Source organism: Roseitalea porphyridii, from assembly GCF_004331955.1.
Taxonomy (GTDB): Bacteria; Pseudomonadota; Alphaproteobacteria; order Rhizobiales; family Rhizobiaceae; genus Roseitalea; species Roseitalea porphyridii.
The window spans coordinates 957,653-974,708 of the sequence record NZ_CP036532.1 but is presented as its reverse complement, the minus strand read 5'-3'; the positions used below and the strand labels follow the sequence as shown (position 1 = coordinate 974,708).

General features: G+C 68.0%; 15 protein-coding genes. 5 read left to right on the top strand and 10 right to left on the bottom strand.

All coding sequences use genetic code 11. From position 1 onward, the window contains the following. Position 1 precedes the first annotated feature (1 nt). The gene (locus tag E0E05_RS04660; RefSeq protein ID WP_131615660.1) at positions 2 to 1,411 is read right to left on the bottom strand and encodes an FAD-binding oxidoreductase; all 1,410 of its coding nucleotides are present in this window, start codon (positions 1,409 to 1,411) and stop codon (positions 2 to 4) included. Then, positions 1,408 to 2,400 carry an L-threonylcarbamoyladenylate synthase gene (locus tag E0E05_RS04655; RefSeq protein WP_131615659.1) on the bottom strand — a complete coding sequence of 331 codons (993 nt, stop codon included), beginning with the start codon at positions 2,398 to 2,400 and terminating at the stop codon, positions 1,408 to 1,410. The genes E0E05_RS04660 and E0E05_RS04655 overlap by 4 nt, the downstream gene beginning before the upstream one ends. A gap of 92 nt (positions 2,401 to 2,492) precedes the next feature. Here E0E05_RS04655 and E0E05_RS04650 point away from each other — a divergent pair, with 92 nt between their 5' ends. After that, entirely contained in the window at positions 2,493 to 2,867 is a 375-nt protein-coding gene (locus tag E0E05_RS04650) for a hypothetical protein (RefSeq protein WP_131615658.1), read from the top strand. A 54-nt stretch (positions 2,868 to 2,921) separates the two neighbouring features. On the opposite strand, the gene glyS is transcribed toward E0E05_RS04650, so the two are convergent. From glyS to E0E05_RS04625, 5 genes are all read right to left on the bottom strand, one after another. Continuing rightward, a complete protein-coding gene (gene glyS / locus E0E05_RS04645; protein WP_131615657.1) occupies positions 2,922 to 5,447 on the bottom strand; it encodes a glycine--tRNA ligase subunit beta in 2,526 nt (841 codons plus the stop codon). Between the two features lie 58 nt (positions 5,448 to 5,505). After that, the gene (locus E0E05_RS04640) at positions 5,506 to 7,458 is read right to left on the bottom strand and encodes a DUF2207 domain-containing protein (protein WP_131615656.1); all 1,953 of its coding nucleotides are present in this window, start codon (positions 7,456 to 7,458) and stop codon (positions 5,506 to 5,508) included. A 3-nt stretch (positions 7,459 to 7,461) separates the two neighbouring features. Beyond that, the gene (locus tag E0E05_RS04635; RefSeq protein WP_131615655.1) at positions 7,462 to 8,031 is read right to left on the bottom strand and encodes a LemA family protein; all 570 of its coding nucleotides are present in this window, start codon (positions 8,029 to 8,031) and stop codon (positions 7,462 to 7,464) included. Between the two features lie 136 nt (positions 8,032 to 8,167). Next, positions 8,168 to 8,659, bottom strand: a complete 492-nt coding sequence (locus tag E0E05_RS04630; protein ID WP_131615654.1) for a fasciclin domain-containing protein — start codon at positions 8,657 to 8,659, stop codon at positions 8,168 to 8,170. A gap of 153 nt (positions 8,660 to 8,812) precedes the next feature. Beyond that, entirely contained in the window at positions 8,813 to 9,757 is a 945-nt protein-coding gene (locus tag E0E05_RS04625; protein WP_131615653.1) for a glycine--tRNA ligase subunit alpha, read from the bottom strand. Between the two features lie 288 nt (positions 9,758 to 10,045). On the opposite strand from E0E05_RS04625, the gene E0E05_RS04620 reads away from it, so the two are divergent. Next, complete coding sequence (locus tag E0E05_RS04620) at positions 10,046 to 10,618, top strand: DUF6101 family protein (RefSeq protein WP_131615652.1); 573 nt, start codon at positions 10,046 to 10,048, stop codon at positions 10,616 to 10,618. A gap of 3 nt (positions 10,619 to 10,621) precedes the next feature. Here E0E05_RS04620 and ubiA read toward each other — a convergent pair whose 3' ends face one another. Continuing rightward, entirely contained in the window at positions 10,622 to 11,596 is a 975-nt protein-coding gene (ubiA, locus tag E0E05_RS04615) for a 4-hydroxybenzoate octaprenyltransferase (RefSeq protein WP_131615651.1), read from the bottom strand. Between the two features lie 113 nt (positions 11,597 to 11,709). On the opposite strand from ubiA, the gene purD reads away from it, so the two are divergent. Further along, a complete protein-coding gene (purD, locus tag E0E05_RS04610; RefSeq protein WP_131615650.1) occupies positions 11,710 to 12,984 on the top strand; it encodes a phosphoribosylamine--glycine ligase in 1,275 nt (424 codons plus the stop codon). Here purD and E0E05_RS04605 read toward each other — a convergent pair whose 3' ends face one another. Both E0E05_RS04605 and E0E05_RS04600 read right to left on the bottom strand, forming a co-directional pair. Next, on the bottom strand, positions 12,985 to 13,779 hold the full coding sequence (locus tag E0E05_RS04605; protein WP_131615649.1) for a tRNA1(Val) (adenine(37)-N6)-methyltransferase: 795 nt from the start codon (positions 13,777 to 13,779) through the stop codon (positions 12,985 to 12,987). It lies immediately after the preceding gene. Then, positions 13,763 to 13,984 (bottom strand): putative signal transducing protein, encoded by a 222-nt coding sequence (locus tag E0E05_RS04600; RefSeq protein WP_039722864.1) that lies wholly within the window; start codon positions 13,982 to 13,984, stop codon positions 13,763 to 13,765. The genes E0E05_RS04605 and E0E05_RS04600 overlap by 17 nt, the downstream gene beginning before the upstream one ends. Before the next feature lie 131 nt (positions 13,985 to 14,115). Here E0E05_RS04600 and E0E05_RS04595 point away from each other — a divergent pair, with 131 nt between their 5' ends. Then, positions 14,116 to 15,129, top strand: a complete 1,014-nt coding sequence (locus E0E05_RS04595) for a polyprenyl synthetase family protein (protein ID WP_131615648.1) — start codon at positions 14,116 to 14,118, stop codon at positions 15,127 to 15,129. Positions 15,130 to 15,309: 180 nt separating this feature from the next. After that, positions 15,310 to 17,055 carry a tetratricopeptide repeat protein gene (locus E0E05_RS04590; protein ID WP_158629272.1) on the top strand — a complete coding sequence of 582 codons (1,746 nt, stop codon included), beginning with the start codon at positions 15,310 to 15,312 and terminating at the stop codon, positions 17,053 to 17,055. Position 17,056 lies beyond the last annotated feature (1 nt).

Sequence of the window (17,056 nt, the reverse complement as noted above, 5' to 3'; positions counted from 1 at the left end):
CCTACAGCATCTTGCCCGGGTTCATGATCCCGGCCGGGTCGAAGGCCGTCTTGATGCGCCGCATCAGATCGAGCGCGACCGATGATTTCACCTCGGCCAGCTTGTCGCGCTTCATCTGACCGACGCCGTGCTCGGCCGAGATCGATCCGTCCATCTCGGTGACGATTGCGTGCACCGCCGCGGTCACCTCGCCGGTCATCGCCAGAAACCGCTGCCTGTCCCAGCCCTCGGGCTGGCTGACATTGTAGTGCAGATTGCCGTCGCCCATGTGTCCGAACGGGCAAAGACGGGCGGCGGGCACGATGTCGAGCACGGCGCGGTCGGCCTTTTCAAGAAAGCCCGGAATCGAGGACACCGGCACCGAAATGTCGTGCTTGATCGAGCCGCCCTCGGGAATCTGGCTCTCGGACATGGACTCGCGCAAGTGCCAGAGCGCGAGCCGCTGCGCCTCGCTTTCGGCGATCGTGCCGTCGAGGACGAGGCCCTGCTCGAAACCCGCCTCGACCAGCGCGTCGAGTTGGACGCGCGCATCCTCCTCCGACCGGCCCGAGGAAATCTCCATGAGCACATACCAGTCGTGCGGGGCGGCGAGCGGATCGCGCGTGCCGGCAACGTGCCGCAGCGTGAAGGCGATGCCCATCCGCGCCATCAGTTCGAACGCGGTGAGCGACGGGCCCGCCGCAGCGCGGGCGGCGCGGAAAAGAGCGAGCGCGGCTTCGGGCGACGGCACCGCGACGAACGCGGCGGCGCGGCCCCTCGGCTTGGGGAACAGCTTGAGGACGGCGGCGGTGATGACGCCCAGCGTGCCCTCCGCGCCGATGAAAAGGTCGCGCAGATCGTAGCCGGTGTTGTTCTTCTTGAGACGGTTGAGGTCGTCCAGCACCTCGCCGGTCGGCAGGACGACCTCGAGCCCCAGGCACAGATCGCGGGCCACGCCATAGGCGAGCGCGCCGGTGCCGCCGGCGTTGGAGGACAGATTGCCGCCGATCTGGCACGAGCCCTGCGCGCCGAGCGACAGCGGGAACAGCCGGTCCTGCTCGTCGGCGGCCTGCTGGATCGTCTGCAGCACGGCGCCCGCCTCCACGGTGAGCGTGTTGCCGTCGGTGTCGATGTCGCGGATGCGGTCGAGCCGGCTCGTCGACAGCACGATCGCGCGGCCCGTATCGTCGGGGATCTGACCGCCGACGAGGCCCGTATTGCCGCCCTGGGGCACGATCGGCGTTCCGGTTTCGCTGGCAAGTGAGAGGATCGCGGAAACCTCGGCGGTCGAAGCGGGCTTGAGGACCGCGGCCGTCCGGCCGATCCAGTAGCCGCGCCATTCGCGCAGATGCGGGGCGACGTCGGCCTCGGCGACGAGCGCGTTCTTTTCGCCGACGATGGCGATGAACCTGTCGCGCAGCGCCTCGTTCATGACGCGTTGCGCGGCGCGGCCGCCCGGGCGAGCCGATCGTTGATCGCCTCGCCGAGCCCGTCCGAAGGGATCGGCATCACCGCGATGGCCGATGGGCGGGCCGCGTTCAGTTCCGCCATCATGGCGAAGAGGTTGGCGGCCGCTTCGGCCGGATCACCGGCCGGCGAAAGGTTGGCGACGGCGACGGCCCTGTCCGCGCCGTCGATCGCCCCGGGCCCGAAGGCGAGCAGCGCCTCGCCGGCCCGAACGTCGGCCGCGTTCAGCCGCACCGGCATGTCGGGTGCGTAGTGCGAGCGCAGCATGCCGGGTGCGGCGATGCCCGCATCCGCGGCGGCGCGTTCGACCGGCATGCCGGCAACAGCCTCGATCTCGGCGAGCGGGACCCCGCCCGGACGCAGGCAGATCAGCGCGTCGTCCCCGATGCGCACGATCGTCGATTCCAATCCGACGCGGGCCGGCCCGGCATCGACGATCAGGTCGACCCGCTCGCCGAGGCTCTCGGCGACGGCGCGCGCCGTCGTCGGGCTGATCCGGCCCGACCGGTTGGCGCTCGGGGCCGCGAGCGGCCGACCGAGCGCGGCGATCACGTCGCGCGCGATCCCGGCGGGCATGCGAACGGCGACCGTGTCGAGCCCGGCGGTGACCAGCGGATGGATGCGCGCCTCGGCGGCGAGCGGCAGCACCAGCGTCAGCGGGCCGGGCCAGAATGCTTCGGCGAGCCGTTCGGCCAGCGGCGTGAAAAGGCCGATCGTGCGCGCCATGGCGCGTCCGTCGACGTGACAGATCAGCGGATTGAAGCGTGGACGGCCCTTGGCCTCGAAGATCGCCGCGACTGCCTCACCATTGGTCGCGTCGGCGGCGAGGCCATAGACCGTCTCGGTCGGCAGGGCGACGAGCCCGCCGCGCGCCAGGAGCCGCGCCGCGCTGGCAATGCCATCGGCATCGGCGGGCACGATCGGCGCGGAAACGGAGGTGGGCGGCCAGTTCATTAACGCTTCGTTAGCCACGCGGGGCAACACCATCTCAACCACATGCTCATAGTCTGCGGCCGGGTGATACACGAAAACCGGGATCGCGCTCCATGAAAAACCGTCTTTGTGCTCTCGTCGCCGGGACCGTATTGTGCGCCTTCGCGGCCGCTCCGGCCACCGCCGGCTACACCGTCTATGTGGACAGCGCGCTTCCGTCGGTCCTGTTCGTCGAGTTCGACGCGCCGCCGGAAGGCGAAATGCCCGAGGAAACCGCGGCGGCTGCCCCTGCACCGGTCGTCATCACCGGGCCGGGCGCCGATTTCGGCCTTTCCGGGCCGCCCGCCATGTCCGACCAGCGCATGGAGGAAGGCCGCCAGGAAGAAGAGGAGACCCGGTCCGGCGAACTCGATCTGGCGCCGACACCGCAGAACCTCGTCGAGGACGCGGTACGCGAAGAGATTTTCCGCGACATCGAACTGCGCTGAACGACACCGACCCGACGCGATCGCGCCCGGCCAGTTCGCCCGCCGGGCGTTTCCTTATCCGGCGATCTTAGAAAAGTCGGCGAGCTTGCGGGTGACCGCGCGAAGGCCGGCGAGCAGGGCCAGCCGATTGGCGCGCACGGCCGCATCGTCGGCGTTGACCATCACATCATCGAAGAAGGCATCGACCGCCGGCCGCAGCTCGGCGAGCGCGGCGAAGGCGCCCTCGTAATCCTCGCGGGCGACGTGGTCGTCGACATGGCCGCCGACCGCTTCGATCACATGGGCCAGCTCCCTTTCGGCCGGCTCTGACAGAAGCGACCGGTCGACCGGGCCATCGAACGCCCCTGCCCCGTCCTTCTTCTCCTCGGCGGCGAGGATGTTGAGCGCCCGTTCAGTGCCGACGCGCAGGTTCGCGCCGGTCTCGCTGTCGAGCAGCCTCTGCAACGCCTCGACCTTGCGCACGATGATGAGAAGGTCGTCGTTGGCGGCCGTTTCTCCCTCCCCCTCGTGGGGAGGGTGGACCGGCGCGTCAGCGTCGGGCCGGGTGGGGGGAACAGCGCCGGCACCCCCACCCCGCTGCTTCGCTTCGCTCGCAGCGACCCTCCCCTCAAGGGGGAGGGAAACGCCCGCGGCCAGCACCGCGTCGATCAGATCGTGCCGGGCGCCCTGATCGCGCAGCCAAACCTTGAGCCGGTCATGGAAGAAGGAGAGGAGGTCGCCGATTGCATTGCGGCCTGGGCCAACTATGCCCTCCATGTTTTCCTCATGCCGAAAAGCGGCGCGGCGACCGATTGGTTGCAGCCGCAGCCTGATCCCGTTTTCCAGCACGATCCGGATCACGCCCAGCGCCGCACGTCTGAGCGCGTAGGGATCCTTGGAGCCGGTCGGCTTTTCGTCGATCGCCCAGAAACCGGTGAGCGTGTCGAGCTTGTCGGCCAGCGCGACGGCGATCGCGACCGGATCGGTCGGCACCGTGTCGGTCGGGCCGAGCGGCTTGTAGTGATCCTCGATGGCAATGCAGACGGAGGGATGCTCGCCCTGGCGTTCGGCATAGATCGCGCCCATCGCGCCCTGCACCTCGGGAAACTCGCCGACGATCTCGGTGGTCAGGTCGGCCTTCGCCAGATGCGCGGCGCGGCGGGCGAGATGGCGGGAATGCAGGGCCGCACCCTCGCCCTTCGAGGCTTGCCGACCTTCAGCCTCATCCTGAGGTGCGAGCGCAGCGAGCCTCGAAGGGTCAGGGTGAAGGTCGCCGCGCACCTCAGGGTGAGGGTGCTGGCTCACCACCACGTCGACCAGTTCCTCGGCCAGCGCGGCGATGCGGGCCACGCGCTCGCCCTGCGTGCCCAGTTCGGCATGGAAGGTCACGCCGAGATGGTCGAGCTTGGCCATGCGCTGGTCGAGCGGCTTTGCAAGGTCGAGCCCGAACGTCTCGGCCGAAGGCCGGTACTTTTCGAGGTCGGGCAGGTTCGTCTGGTCGGTGCACCAGAAGTGCAGCGCGTCCGACAGGCGCGCGCGCACGACCTTGCCGTTGCCGCGCGCGATCTCGGCGCCGCCATCGCTGGCGGCGATGTTGGCGACGAGGATGAACTTGTTGGTCAGACCCGCCTCGCCCTTCGAGGCGGCCTGCGGCCGCACCACAGGATGAGGCAGGCTCTCTCCCTCACCCTGAGGTGCGAGCGAAGCGAGCCTCGAAGGGTCGCGGCACACGAAGCACTTCTGGTTGGCCTTGATCGTCAGGCGGACCACCTCGTCGGGGATCTCGAGGAACTCCTCCTCGAACTCGCCCATCAGCACCACCGGCCATTCGACAAGCCCGGCCACCTCGTCGAGCAGCGCGTCGTCCTCGACCAGTTCGATGCCGTTGGCGAAGGCAAGGTTCTGCGCGTCGGTGGCGATGATCTGCTTGCGCCGTTCGGCATCGAGGATGACGAAGCGCTTTTCGAGTTCGGCGGCATAGTCGTCGAACCGGCGCACGGCGAAGGCTTCACCCGCATGGAACCGGTGGCCGCGCGTGAGATTGCCGGCGCGCAGCCCGTCAACGGCGAAGTCGATGACGGTCGGCTCCTCGGTCTCGGGGCCGAAGGTGCACAGGATCGACTGCAGCGGCCGCACCCAGCGGAGCGAGCCCGGCTCGGCGGAGGCCGCGCCCCAGCGCATCGATTTGGGCCAGGGAAAATCGCGGATGATCTTCGGCATCGCCTCGGCGATGATCGCCTCGGCGTCGCGGCCCGGCTTACGGATGACGGCGACGTAAAAGTCGCCCTTCTTGGGGTCCGAGCGCACCTCGGCCTCGTCGACCGAGGCCAGTCCCGCCCCGCGCAGGAAGCCGGCGATCGCCTTTTCGGGCGCATCGACGCGCGGACCCTTGCGCTCCTCGGTCTGGTCGGCCGACCGCGCGGTCAGCCCGCGCACGTCCAGCGTCAGCCGGCGCGGCGTCCAGTATTCCCGTGCCCCCTCATAGGTCAGCCCGGCATCGACGAGCGCCCCGGTGACCGCCTCGCGCAGATGGGTGGCGGCGCGGCGCTGCATGCGCGCGGGAATTTCCTCGCAGAACAGTTCGAGCAGAAGATCGGGCATGGGTGAGGCTTTGCGGATCGGTTTGTGTGCGGCGCATTAGCAAGCCGCACCGGCCTTGTCACCAGCCGCCGCCACCACCACCGCCGCCGCCACCGCCGGAGAAGCCGCCGCCACCGGAAAAGCCGGACGAGGAGGATTTCGGCGCGGGCATCGCGGCGGTCATCGAACTGGACAGATCGCCGGCGATCGAACTCATCTGGTCGCCGATCCGGTCGGCGCGGAAGGTATCGCCGCGATACCAGCGCGGTCCGCTGTAGGCGACGGCCGAGGCAACGCCCGCCGCCGCGGCCGTTGCCAGCCATTTCTGGAACGCGCGCGACCAGGGCTTTTCCACACCGAGCGCCACCGCATAGGGCAGCAGCGTCTCGTAGTGCTGCGGCGACATGTCGGGCGAGCCGAGCATGTTCATCCGGTCCTCCTCGGCCACCGACAGATAGCGCTTGAGCCCCTCGACCTCGGCGGACCGCTTCTGGCCCAGTTCGGTCGGCGCGCCCATCAGGAAGAAGAACAGCACGTTGGCCATCACGATCGTCGCCAGCGCGCCCACCAGAAGCGGACGCGTGATGAACGAGCCGAGGTCGGCGGCGAGCGTCACGCCGATATTGCCCGTGACCGCGATGGCGACGAACCCGAAAACGGCGAGCGCGATCCGGCCGGATACGCCGCGGCTGGAGCTGCGCGCGGCCTGCGCGCCAAGAATGGTCAGCACGACACCGACGAAGGCGACCGGGATCAGCGATGCGATCACCGGCTCGGGCAGCCCGCTCATCGCCAGCGCCGCGAAGATGACGATCACGGACAGGACGATGCCGCCGATCACATAGCCGACATTGGCGCGATAGAAGACCGAACGGTGCTCGCCCTCGATCGCGCTGCGGAACCGGTCGGCCATGGTCTTGACCCGTTCGCCATTGTCCCTGTCGATGGTCAGCGCGCCGCCCTCGGCCGAGACGCGTTCGGCCAGCGCCCGCTCGCCGACCGGCAGGCGCGATCCCATCAGCGGCCGGTCGGTGCGCCGCATCGTCATGGTGCCGTCGACATTGTCGAGTTCGAGATAGCCCTTCACGCCGAGATTGAGCGCGGCCGCCGAAAGTGCGGTGAAGCCCTGCCCGCGCAGGCCCCGGTTGGCGATATAGTGGGTCAGCGCCGGCGAGACGTCGTCGGGCAGGTCCCACCGCGGAACGACGATATCGCGCGGCGGATCGCGACCGACGCGGTTCCAGGCCCACAAGAGGAAGCCGAGCACGCCGGCAAGGCCGATGACGGCGATCACTTCGCCGGCGTAGTCGCGAAAGAAGTAGGCGCCGGCGGCCGGCTCGGGCACGACACCCTTGTCGAAGGCGACGCCCACGGTCAGCCCTTCATAGCGGCCGAGCGGGGCGGTGGTCTCGAATTCGGCGACCGAACCGTCGCCGACGACCGCACCGCGCGCGTTGCGTTCGGTGGCGCCGAAGGGTCCGGTGAACCAGATGATATCCTCGATCTGTGCGTCGCCGGGCAGGCGCACGGTGGCTCGGGCGCGCTCGATCGGGAACGCCCAGGCATTGCCCGTCACGTTCCAGAACAGCTCGTCATAGTCCTCAAAGAAGCGGAGTTGCCGGTCGGTGCGGTAGCTGAGCTCATAGGTGTGAACGCCTGGCTCCAGCCACACTTCGGACTGGCCGATATAGGTGCGCGCGACGCGCCCGCTGCGCTCGACGCGGTAGGGCTCGGGCCGACCATTGCGCGTGACACCGGTCACCTCGAAGCCGACCAGCACCTCGCGGCCGTCCGGATCCTCGACCCGCAAAGGGAAGTCGCGAAAGATGCCGCGCCGGATCTGGTTGCCCTCGGCGTTGACGCGGATCGTCTCGGTGACATCGAGCGAGCCGTCGGCGTTGATCGTCACGTCGCTCGCATAAAGAAGGATACGTTCCTGCGCCGCGGCAACGCACACCAGCGACAGCCACAGGACGAGCGCGGCGAACAGGCGCGCGGCGGCACGTCCCGGAGCGAATGGCGCGACGGCCATCTGTCAGTTGCCGAAGGCAACCTGCGGCACGGCGCGGTCGCCCGGGTCTTCAAGCTCGAAATAGTCGGCCTGGACGAAGTTGAACGATTTGGCCACCAGGTTGGAGGGAAAGCTCTCGACCTTGACGTTCAGCTCCCGGGCCGAGCCGTTGTAGTAGCGGCGCGCCATCTGGATTTCGCGCTCGACCGTCTCCAGCGCTTCCTGCAGCTCGGCGAAGTTCTGGTTGGCCTTCAGGTCCGGGTAGCTCTCGGCGACCGCGAACAGCCGGCCGAGCGCCTGGCTCAGCAGCCCCTCGGCAGCCGCGCGGCCGGCGACGTCGTCGGAGGGCACGTTCTGGGCGCGGGTGCGCATTTCGGTGACGCGCTCGAGCGTCTCTTTTTCGTGGCCGGCATAGCCCTTGACCGTCTCGACCAGGTTCGGGATCAGGTCCGCCCGGCGCTTGAGCTGGACGTCGATGCCGCTCCAGGCCTCTTGGACCATCTGCCGCGCCCGCACGAGCGCGTTGTAGATGACGATCGCATAGATAGCGACCGCAACGATGATGATTGCGGTGATGGTGCCGCCGCCGAACATGGCGCGCCTCCCCGGTGGTTCGCCCCGATTTGGAGGGCAAACTAGCCAAAGCCGGCGTCCAAGTCACGCCGCTTGTGCACGACAAACCCCGCCCGGCGAACCGGACGGGGCGTCATGCGGCGGATGCTAGAGGCAATCAGCTCGACGGGAGCATCACCTTGTCGATGACGTGGATGATGCCGTTGTCGGCGCGGATGTCGGCGGAGACCACGTTGGCGCCATCGACGACGACCGCGCCGGTGTGCGCGTCCTTTTCGATCGCCAGGAGGCGGTCGCCGCCGGACTTGATCGTGCGGATGTGAATCTGGCGGCCCGGAAGCTGGTTGGAGGCCAGTTCGCGCGGCAGCACGTGATAGCTGAGGATCGCGGCGAGTTGGTCCTTGTTCTCGGGCTGAAGCAGGCTTTCGACGGTGCCCTCGGGAAGCGCGGCGAACGCGTCGTCGGTGGGCGCGAAGACGGTCAGATTGTCGCCTTCGACCAACGCGCCGGCAAGACCTGCCGCTTCGGCGGCGGCGAGCAGCGTGTTGAAGGTGCCGGCGCCCTGGGCGACCTCGACGATGTTGTCGGCCTGGGCCGGTGCGGCCAGAAGGCCCATGGAAACGGCGGCGCCAATCAGAACCTTGCGCATGGTGTAGTCCTCCGTGTGTGATCGCGACGGCGCGGCGAGCCCGTGCCGATGCGAGCGTTTACGAAGGCGGGTCGGGACGGATGATCGCGGCCCGATCACATCGGTTCACACCTTTGTTGGTGATCCGATCGGGAAATCGGGCGTAGGCGAGGCTCAGCTTGCGCCGCCGGCCCTTGTCTTCAGGAACGCCTCGCCGCACGCCTTGGCCAGATCGCGCACCCGCAAGATGTAGCTCTGACGCTCGGTCACCGAGATCACGCCCCGCGCATCGAGCAGGTTGAAGACGTGGCTGGCCTTGATGGTCTGGTCGTAGGCCGGCAGCACGCATTTGTGCAGGCGATCGTTGGACCCTTCGCCGGGCGCGCCGGCGGCGAGCAGCGCCAGGCACTCCTTTTCGGCGTCCTCGAAATGGCGCATCAGCATGGCGGTGTCGGCATATTCGAAATTGTGCCTCGAATATTCCTGCTCGGCCTGCAGGAACACATCGCCATAGGTGATCCTGTCGTCACCCTCGCCGCCGTTGAAGTTCAGATCGTAGACGTTGTCGACGTTCTGCACGTACATGGCGAGCCGCTCGAGCCCGTAGGTCAGTTCGCCCGAGACCGGCGCGCATTCGATGCCGCAGACCTGCTGGAAGTAGGTGAACTGGGACACTTCCATGCCGTCGCACCAGCACTCCCAGCCGAGGCCCCATGCGCCGAGCGTCGGGCTTTCCCAGTCGTCCTCGACGAAACGGATGTCGTGCAGGAGCGGGTCGATGCCGATCGCCTTGAGCGAACCGAGATAAAGCTCCTGCAGGTCAGGCGGCGATGGCTTCAGCAGCACCTGATACTGGTAGTAGTGCTGCAGCCGGTTGGGGTTCTCGCCATAGCGGCCGTCGGTCGGTCTCCGCGAGGGCTGCACATAGGCCGCCTTCCACGGTTTCGGACCGAGCGAGCGCAGGGTCGTCGCCGGATGGAAGGTGCCGGCGCCGACCTCCATGTCGTAGGGCTGCAGGATCGCGCAGCCCTGGCGGGCCCAGTAGTCGTGCAGGGTCAGGATCAGCCCCTGGAAGGAGCGGGTCGGATGCTGCGCATCGATCGTCGTATGGGCGGTCATGGCATGTCGGGGCAGGGTGCGGAGAAGACGCTGCTGCCCTCGCACGGGCGACCGGAACGGTCAAGCTGTGCCAAATCCTTCCAGCCGGTGAACGACGGTGGGATTCCGCTAACCATCGGACGCGTCGATCTTTTCTTAACCGCGCTTGTTAGCGCTTGCTTGGCCGGGCTGGGCTAGTCTGGCCGCAGTCGAGACGGAGAAACAAGCCGTCCGGCAAACAGGGACCGAGATCGCAAGAGGCCAAAAAAGGCCCGGCGGCTCTCAGGACAAGCAGGTGAGGCGTCAACCATGAGCATGGGTGCACAACCGGCCTGGGCAGGTCACGAGTTTCGGCTCGACCCGGCCCGGCTTCCGCAGGAACTGTCCTACGCGGCGCGCGACGACCGGGACGAAACGACGATCACCGTCAACCGGCGCGGCGCAACGATGAAGCGGACGCTCAAGCAGTCCGGCCTTCCGCTGCATGTCGCCCTTCCCGCGCGCGCCTTCCGGGGCGTCGCGGTCCGGGCCACCGAGACGGGCCCCGAACATGCGCTCGTCACGCTCGAACTGCTGCATGAAGATGCCGAACTGTGCGTGCCGCTGAGCGTCGGCTACGACCTGCCGGGCATCGCCAAGGACTGGCAGGTCTGGTCGGAACTTCTCGGCCTGCCGATGATGATGATCGAGGCGGACGGCGTCGCCCGCACGCTCGAGGAAAGCGCCCGCGGTCTCGTGTCCGATGAACCGCAGCCGCGTCGGCATCATTCGATGTTCGCCGAACGGCGTCCGCGCTTTCTGGCGCGGCGGCGGCTGGGCAATCTGGGCTGCCGGCTGATGGTGCACGGCGAGGAGATCATCGCCCGCGACCCGACGATCTGACGGTCAGGTCGCCAGCATCCAGAGCGAGCCGGCGACGAGGCCGCCGAAGATCAGCCAGCCGACGACCGTGTTGGATTTGAACAGGGCCAGGCACTGGTCCGCGTCGTCGATGTCGAGAACGCGGATCTGGTTGGCCATGTGCAGCCCGGCTGCGATCAGGCCGGTATAGGCGATGATCGGCACCTGCGTGCTGGCGAAACTCGCCGCCAGCAGGATCACCATCCCGCCATAGAGGATCAGGAGCGCCGGCTTGGTCTTGTCGCCGAACAGGCGCGCCGTCGAGCGCACGCCGACGAGCGCGTCGTCCTCCTTGTCCTGATGCGCGTAGATCGTGTCATAGCCGATCGTCCACAGGATGCAGCCGGCATAGAGCAGGAAGGGCGTCACGCCGAGCGAGGCGTGCACGGCGACCCAGCCCATGAAGGCGCCCCAGGAGAAGGCAAGACCCAGGAAGAGCTGCGGCCAGTCGGTGAAGCGCTTGGCGAACGGATAGATTGCCACGACCGCGAGCGAGGCGATGCCGACCCAGATCGCCGTGACGTTGAACTGGATCAGCACCAGGAAGCCGACCAGCGCCTGGGCGACGAGGAACGCCTTGGCCTGAAACGGCGTGACCTGGCCGGAGGGCAGTGGCCGCGAGCGCGTGCGTGCGACCTGATCGTCGATGTTGCGGTCGACCAGATCGTTGTAGGTGCAGCCGGCGCCGCGCATGGCGATCGCGCCGACCAGAAAGAGGGCCATGTGCCACGGATCGGGCAGTTGCGCAGCCACGGGCAGCGTCGCGGTGCCGTGACCGAACGGGGCGAGCGCGGCCGCCCACCAGCACGGCCACAGCAGCAGCCACCAGCCGATCGGCCGGTCCCACCGGGCAAGCTGCGCATAGGGCCAGGCGACGCGCGGCAGGGCGGCATAGACCCAGTGCCCCGACGGCGCGTCGGCAACGCGTCCCTGACGTCCCTTGGACTGAACATCTTCCATTGCCGCCTCGTGGCAACCCTGTGGGCAAAAATCAAGCGCCGTGCGCCGATCTTGACCCGTGCCACAGCGCCGCGTAGCGCCGGGCCACGGCTATCGAGCGGAGACGAACCGACATGCGCGTTCTGTTGATCGGCGGCGGCGGACGCGAGCATGCGCTGGCCTGGAAGCTTGCGACATCGCCGGCGCTCACGGCGCTGATCTGCGCGCCGGGCAATCCGGGCACAGAAGAGATCGCCACCAACGCGGTGATCGACGTGGCCGACCATCGCGCGGTGATCGATTTCTGCCGGCTGCAGTCAGTCGATCTGGTGATAATCGGCCCCGAGGCGCCGCTCGTCGCCGGCCACGGCGATGATCTTCGCGCGGCGGGGATTTCGGTGTTCGGGCCCTCGGCGGCGGCCGCGCAACTTGAGGGCTCGAAGGGCTTCACCAAGGATCTGTGTGCGCGCTTTTCGATCCCGACCGCTGCCTATCAGCGCTTCAACAACGCACCAAAGGCGAAGATGTATGCCCGTGCGCAGGGCGCGCCGATCGTCATCAAGGCGGACGGGCTCGCCGCCGGCAAGGGCGTGACCGTAGCCATGACGACCGAAGAGGCGATGGCGGCGATCGACGATTGCTTCGAGGGCGCTTTCGGCGATGCCGGCGCCGAGTTGGTGATCGAGGAATTCCTCGAGGGCGAGGAAGTCAGCTTCTTCTGCCTGTGCGACGGTAAGACCGCGCTGCCGCTGACCTCGGCGCAGGACCACAAGCGCGTGGGCGACCGTGACACCGGCCCCAACACGGGCGGCATGGGCGCCTATTCGCCCGCGCCGATCTTCGATGAGGCGATGCAGCGCCGCGTGATGGCCGAGATCATCGAGCCAACGCTGGCCGGCATGGCCGAGATGGGCTGTCCGTTCACGGGCGTCCTCTATGCCGGGCTGATGGTGACCGCCGAGGGGCCCAAGCTGATCGAATACAATGTCCGCTTCGGCGACCCCGAATGCCAGGTCCTGATGCCCCGCTTGACCTCCGACCTGCTGCCGCTCCTGAAAGCGGCGGCGGACGGCGATCTGTCGGGGATGGACGCGCAGTGGACCGACAAGGCCGCGCTCACCGTCGTCATGTGCGCGCCCGGCTATCCCGAAAGACCCGAGAAAGGCTCGGTGATCGGCGGTCTCGGCAAGGCCGCGTCGATGGACGCGGTCCTCGTCTTCCATGCCGGCACGGCGCGCAAGGGCGCCGATCTGATCGCCAATGGCGGCCGGGTTCTCAATGTCACGGCCCTGGGAAATTCGGTGCGGGAAGCGCAAGCGCGTGCCTACCAAGCGGTCGCGGCCATCGACTGGCCGGAAGGGTTCTGCCGTTCCGACATCGGCTGGCGCGCGCTCGAACGCGAGGAATGATCACGGTCGCATCCGAAGGTGCGCGCGACCATTGATCAGCGCGTCGGCCTCATCGGTGAAACCGGTGTCCGATCCGGGCGGATGCAGGACGACGGGCGGCAGCATCGCAAGCCGCGCCCGACTGCCCTTGACGCCTTCGACAAGGACCCTGATCGCGGTCGCATCGGGCCGGGGATGGACCGGCCTGAGGGCGAGGCCACCGAACCGGCCCTCCATCGCCCCGAGCATGTCGCCGAGCATCGTGGGTCGGGCGATCAGGCCGAACCGTCCGCCCGGGCGGACGATCGCGGCGGCGGTCCTGATCCAGCCGGCCAGGGTTCCCGCGTCGATCACATGCGCCGCCGCGCGTCCGGCCTTCGGCGTTTGCCGGTCGCGTGCATCGTTGAACGGCGGGTTGGCGATCGCGTGGTCGGCCATGTCGGGCCCAAGTCCGGCCGCCGTCCGGACGCGTCCCGCAAGCGTGACGTCGGCGTCGAGGATCGCCGCGCGCCCGCCGAAGTCCGCATTGTCCCGATGGGCGAGCGTTTCACGGGCGCAAGCGATCATTGCCGGGTCGTTATCGACCAGCGTGGCCGTGGCATCGACGCAGCGGCTCAGGACCGCAAGGCCGGCCGCCCCCGCGCCCGCGCCCAGATCGGCGAGATGGCCCGCAAAGCCGTCCGGCACGGTGGCCGCGAGCAGCATCGCGTCGAGACCGGCGCGATGATGCCCTTCGGCCGGCTGCACGATCATGAAACGGCCGCGGTGGAACGCGTCGATCGTCGTCGGGAACGACCGGTCAGCCGGAGAGCTCATGGCCCAAGCCCGCGTCGCGCATGACTCGCCGCGCCTGCTCGATGCGGTCGCTTTCAACGAGCACGCGGCGCGGAATCGCGCCGATCGAGCCCTCCATGATCGACATCGCCTGATCGGCGATCATTACGCCGATTCCGGCGTCGCGCATCAGGGCCTCGACGAAGGAGAGCGTGACGACGTCGTTGGACCGCATCAGTTCTTTCATCGGCTCTGGTTACGCCCATGACCGCCGCGCGGCAAGCATCCCTGCGACGATCGCGGCATGCCCCGTGCCAATTCGCCGCTTGCCGGCCGGTCGCCCAGTCCATAGGGTGCCGGCCAAAATGGAGGGGTCCCATGGGTGTCGTTGTCTCGCTTGACGAGCAGCCCAGAAACAACGGAATCGACGGTCTGATCGGGCTCGCGCGGCCCGGCATGGAACGGGTGAACCAGCTCATCCTCGACAAGGCCGGCTCGGACGTGAAGATGATCCCCGAGGTCGCCAACCACCTGATCAATTCCGGTGGCAAGCGGCTGCGGCCGATGTTGACGATCGCCAGCGCCGAGATGTTCGGCTACGAGGGCGACGGGCACATCAAGCTGGCCGCCAGCGTCGAGTTCATGCACACCGCGACGCTGCTTCACGACGATGTGGTCGACGAGAGCGACCGACGCCGTTCCAAGCCGACCGCCCGGATGATCTGGGGCAATCAGGCGAGCGTGCTGGTCGGCGACTTCCTGCTCGGCCAGGCCTTCCGTATGATGGTCGATGTCGGCGAAATGGACGCGCTCGACGTGCTTTCGACGGCCTCGGCGATCATCGCCGAAGGCGAGGTGATGCAGCTTTCGGCGGCCAAGAAACTGTCGACCACCGAGGACGACTATCTGGCCGTCATCAAGGCCAAGACCGCCGCACTGTTCCTGGCCGCCTGCGAGGTCGGGCCGATCGTCGCCGGCATGGGTGCCGACGAGCGTGCCGCGCTGCGGTCCTACGGGCTCAATCTCGGCCTTGCCTTCCAGCTCGTGGACGACGTGCTCGACTATGGCGGCAACGCCAACGATCTGGGCAAGAACGTCGGCGACGACTTCCGCGAGGGCAAGATCACCCTGCCGGTCCTTCTGGCCTACCGTCGCGGCTCGGACGAGGAGCGCATCTTCTGGCGCGAGAGCCTCGAGGACGGCGACAATGGCGACGAACGCCTCGAACGGGCGCGCGGCCTGATGTCCCGTCACGGCGCGCTTGCCGACACGATCGGGCGGGCCCGCCATTTCGGCGCGATCGCCCGCGACGCGCTGGCGCCGATGCCGGCCGGCCCGCAGAAGACGGCGCTTCTGGAGGTCGTCGACTTCTGTATCTCGCGGCTGAATTGACCGGCCCGCGCGCCGGCGGTCACGAACCCTTAGCGGTTTTGCCGTAAGCGGCGATTGCCGCAGAGCCACAAAAGCGCCATGCTGGCGGGTGAATCGCTGCCAATGGACCTGATATTGCCCCAAACGACATCCGCGATACGACTTTCCCGCATCCTTGCCGCGGCCGCCCTCGCCGGCACGATGACGATCACCACGCTGCCGAACCCGGCCAGCGCCGCCACCAACGGCTTTCATGCTCCGACCCGCACGTTCGCCGGCGCCTTCCTTGCCGCGAACGCCGCGCGCGACCGCTACGATTTCACGGCGGCGGCGCGCTTCTTCGACGAGGCGTTGCGCTTCGATCCCGGCAACCAGGGCCTGCGCCGCGACCTGATGATCGCGCTCGTCACCGACGGGCAGATCGAGGCGGCCGTGCCGCATGGCGAAGCGCTCAAGGACGATACGGGCGCGGCGCGGCTCGCACGGCTCCTGCTCGGGGTCGATGCGGTCCGCGAAAGCCGCTATCTGGACGCGAACGCGCTGCTGTCGTCGGGCGCCAGCAACGACCTCGAAACGCTCATGTCGGGCATCATGCGCGCCTGGGCGCTGCACGGTTCGGGCGACACGGAAGGCGCGCTGGCGCTGATCGATGCGCTGGACGGGCCGGACTGGTATGCCCTCTTTGCCAGCTATCACGGCGCACTGATCGCCGATGCGGCGGGCATGAACGAGGTTGCCGAGGCGCGCTATGCCGCCGGGGTCGGCGATCAGGCGGGCGGCAGCGCCTCGCCGCTGACCTATTTGCGGCTGGCCGAGGCCAATGCACGGTTCCTTGCGCGCAACGGCAAACTGGCCGAGGCGCGCGCGGCGATCGCGCGGGGGCTCGAGATCGCGCCGAACAATCCCGACATGCTGGCCGTCGCCGAGACGATCGACACGCCGGCGGGCTCGCGCAGCATCATCGCCACGCCACAGCGTGGCGCAGCCGAAATCCTGCTCAATCTGGGTTCGGCCATCAACCGCGACGGCGCCGAGGATTTCGCAGCCCTCTATCTGGAACTGGGCCGCGCCCTCTGGCCGAACAATGCGCAGATCCTGTTCGAACTCGGCGGCATCGCCGAGGCGCTCGGTCAGACGGACAAGGCGATCCGCTACTACGCCGCGGTTCCGTCCGATTCGCCGCTGGCGCACATTTCGGCGCTGCAGCGCGGTCTGGCGCTGTCCGATCTCGACCGGAACGACGAGGCCAAGGCGCAGCTTCGCGCGCTGATCGATGCGGACCCGAACGATTTCAGGGGCTATCTCGCGCTCGGCGGCGTGCATTCGTCGCTGAAGGAATTCGACGAGGCGGCCGACGTCTATGCGGCGGCGATCGAGCAGCTCGACCTCGACGAGCCGCGCTTCTGGCAGGTGCACTACCGCCTCGGCATCGCCTATGAGCGCACCGACCGCTGGCCGGAGGCCGAGCGCGTGTTCAAGCACACGCTGACGCTCGTGCCCGACCAGCCGGACGTGCTGAACTATCTGGGCTATTCGTGGATCGACATGAACATGAACCTCGACGAGGGCATCGACATGATCCGCACCGCGGTCGCCCAGCGCCCCCGGGACGGGTACATCGTCGATTCGCTCGGTTGGGCCTACTACCGGCTGGGCGAGTTCGAAAAGGCGGTAGAGCAGCTCGAGACGGCGACGGAACTGCGCCCGCGGGACATGATCATCAACGATCATCTGGGCGACGCCTACTGGCGGGTCGGACGGCAGCTCGAGGCGACCTATCAATGGTCGCGCGCGCTCGCCATGGAGGGGGAGGAAGAGGATCTGGCGGAGATCCGACAAAAGCTGGCCGATGCCAATGCGGGCCGCGAACCGATGATCGCGACGAGCCGGATCGACAATGGCGCGGCCGAACAGGCCAGCGGCACCGCATCCGGCAATGATGGCTGAT

What these genes read in the sequence shown, in the direction of transcription:
- E0E05_RS04660 (WP_131615660.1), bottom strand. Translation starts at nt 1,411, where the DNA reads ATGAACGAGGCGCTGCGCGACAGGTTCATCGCCATCGTCGGCGAAAAG.
- E0E05_RS04655 (WP_131615659.1), bottom strand. Translation starts at nt 2,400, where the DNA reads ATGAACTGGCCGCCCACCTCCGTTTCCGCGCCGATCGTGCCCGCCGAT.
- E0E05_RS04650 (WP_131615658.1), top strand. Translation starts at nt 2,493, where the DNA reads ATGAAAAACCGTCTTTGTGCTCTCGTCGCCGGGACCGTATTGTGCGCC.
- glyS (WP_131615657.1), bottom strand. Translation starts at nt 5,447, where the DNA reads ATGCCCGATCTTCTGCTCGAACTGTTCTGCGAGGAAATTCCCGCGCGC.
- E0E05_RS04640 (WP_131615656.1), bottom strand. Translation starts at nt 7,458, where the DNA reads ATGGCCGTCGCGCCATTCGCTCCGGGACGTGCCGCCGCGCGCCTGTTC.
- E0E05_RS04635 (WP_131615655.1), bottom strand. Translation starts at nt 8,031, where the DNA reads ATGTTCGGCGGCGGCACCATCACCGCAATCATCATCGTTGCGGTCGCT.
- E0E05_RS04630 (WP_131615654.1), bottom strand. Translation starts at nt 8,659, where the DNA reads ATGCGCAAGGTTCTGATTGGCGCCGCCGTTTCCATGGGCCTTCTGGCC.
- E0E05_RS04625 (WP_131615653.1), bottom strand. Translation starts at nt 9,757, where the DNA reads ATGACCGCCCATACGACGATCGATGCGCAGCATCCGACCCGCTCCTTC.
- E0E05_RS04620 (WP_131615652.1), top strand. Translation starts at nt 10,046, where the DNA reads ATGAGCATGGGTGCACAACCGGCCTGGGCAGGTCACGAGTTTCGGCTC.
- ubiA (WP_131615651.1), bottom strand. Translation starts at nt 11,596, where the DNA reads ATGGAAGATGTTCAGTCCAAGGGACGTCAGGGACGCGTTGCCGACGCG.
- purD (WP_131615650.1), top strand. Translation starts at nt 11,710, where the DNA reads ATGCGCGTTCTGTTGATCGGCGGCGGCGGACGCGAGCATGCGCTGGCC.
- E0E05_RS04605 (WP_131615649.1), bottom strand. Translation starts at nt 13,779, where the DNA reads ATGAGCTCTCCGGCTGACCGGTCGTTCCCGACGACGATCGACGCGTTC.
- E0E05_RS04600 (WP_039722864.1), bottom strand. Translation starts at nt 13,984, where the DNA reads ATGAAAGAACTGATGCGGTCCAACGACGTCGTCACGCTCTCCTTCGTC.
- E0E05_RS04595 (WP_131615648.1), top strand. Translation starts at nt 14,116, where the DNA reads ATGGGTGTCGTTGTCTCGCTTGACGAGCAGCCCAGAAACAACGGAATC.
- E0E05_RS04590 (WP_158629272.1), top strand. Translation starts at nt 15,310, where the DNA reads ATGACGATCACCACGCTGCCGAACCCGGCCAGCGCCGCCACCAACGGC.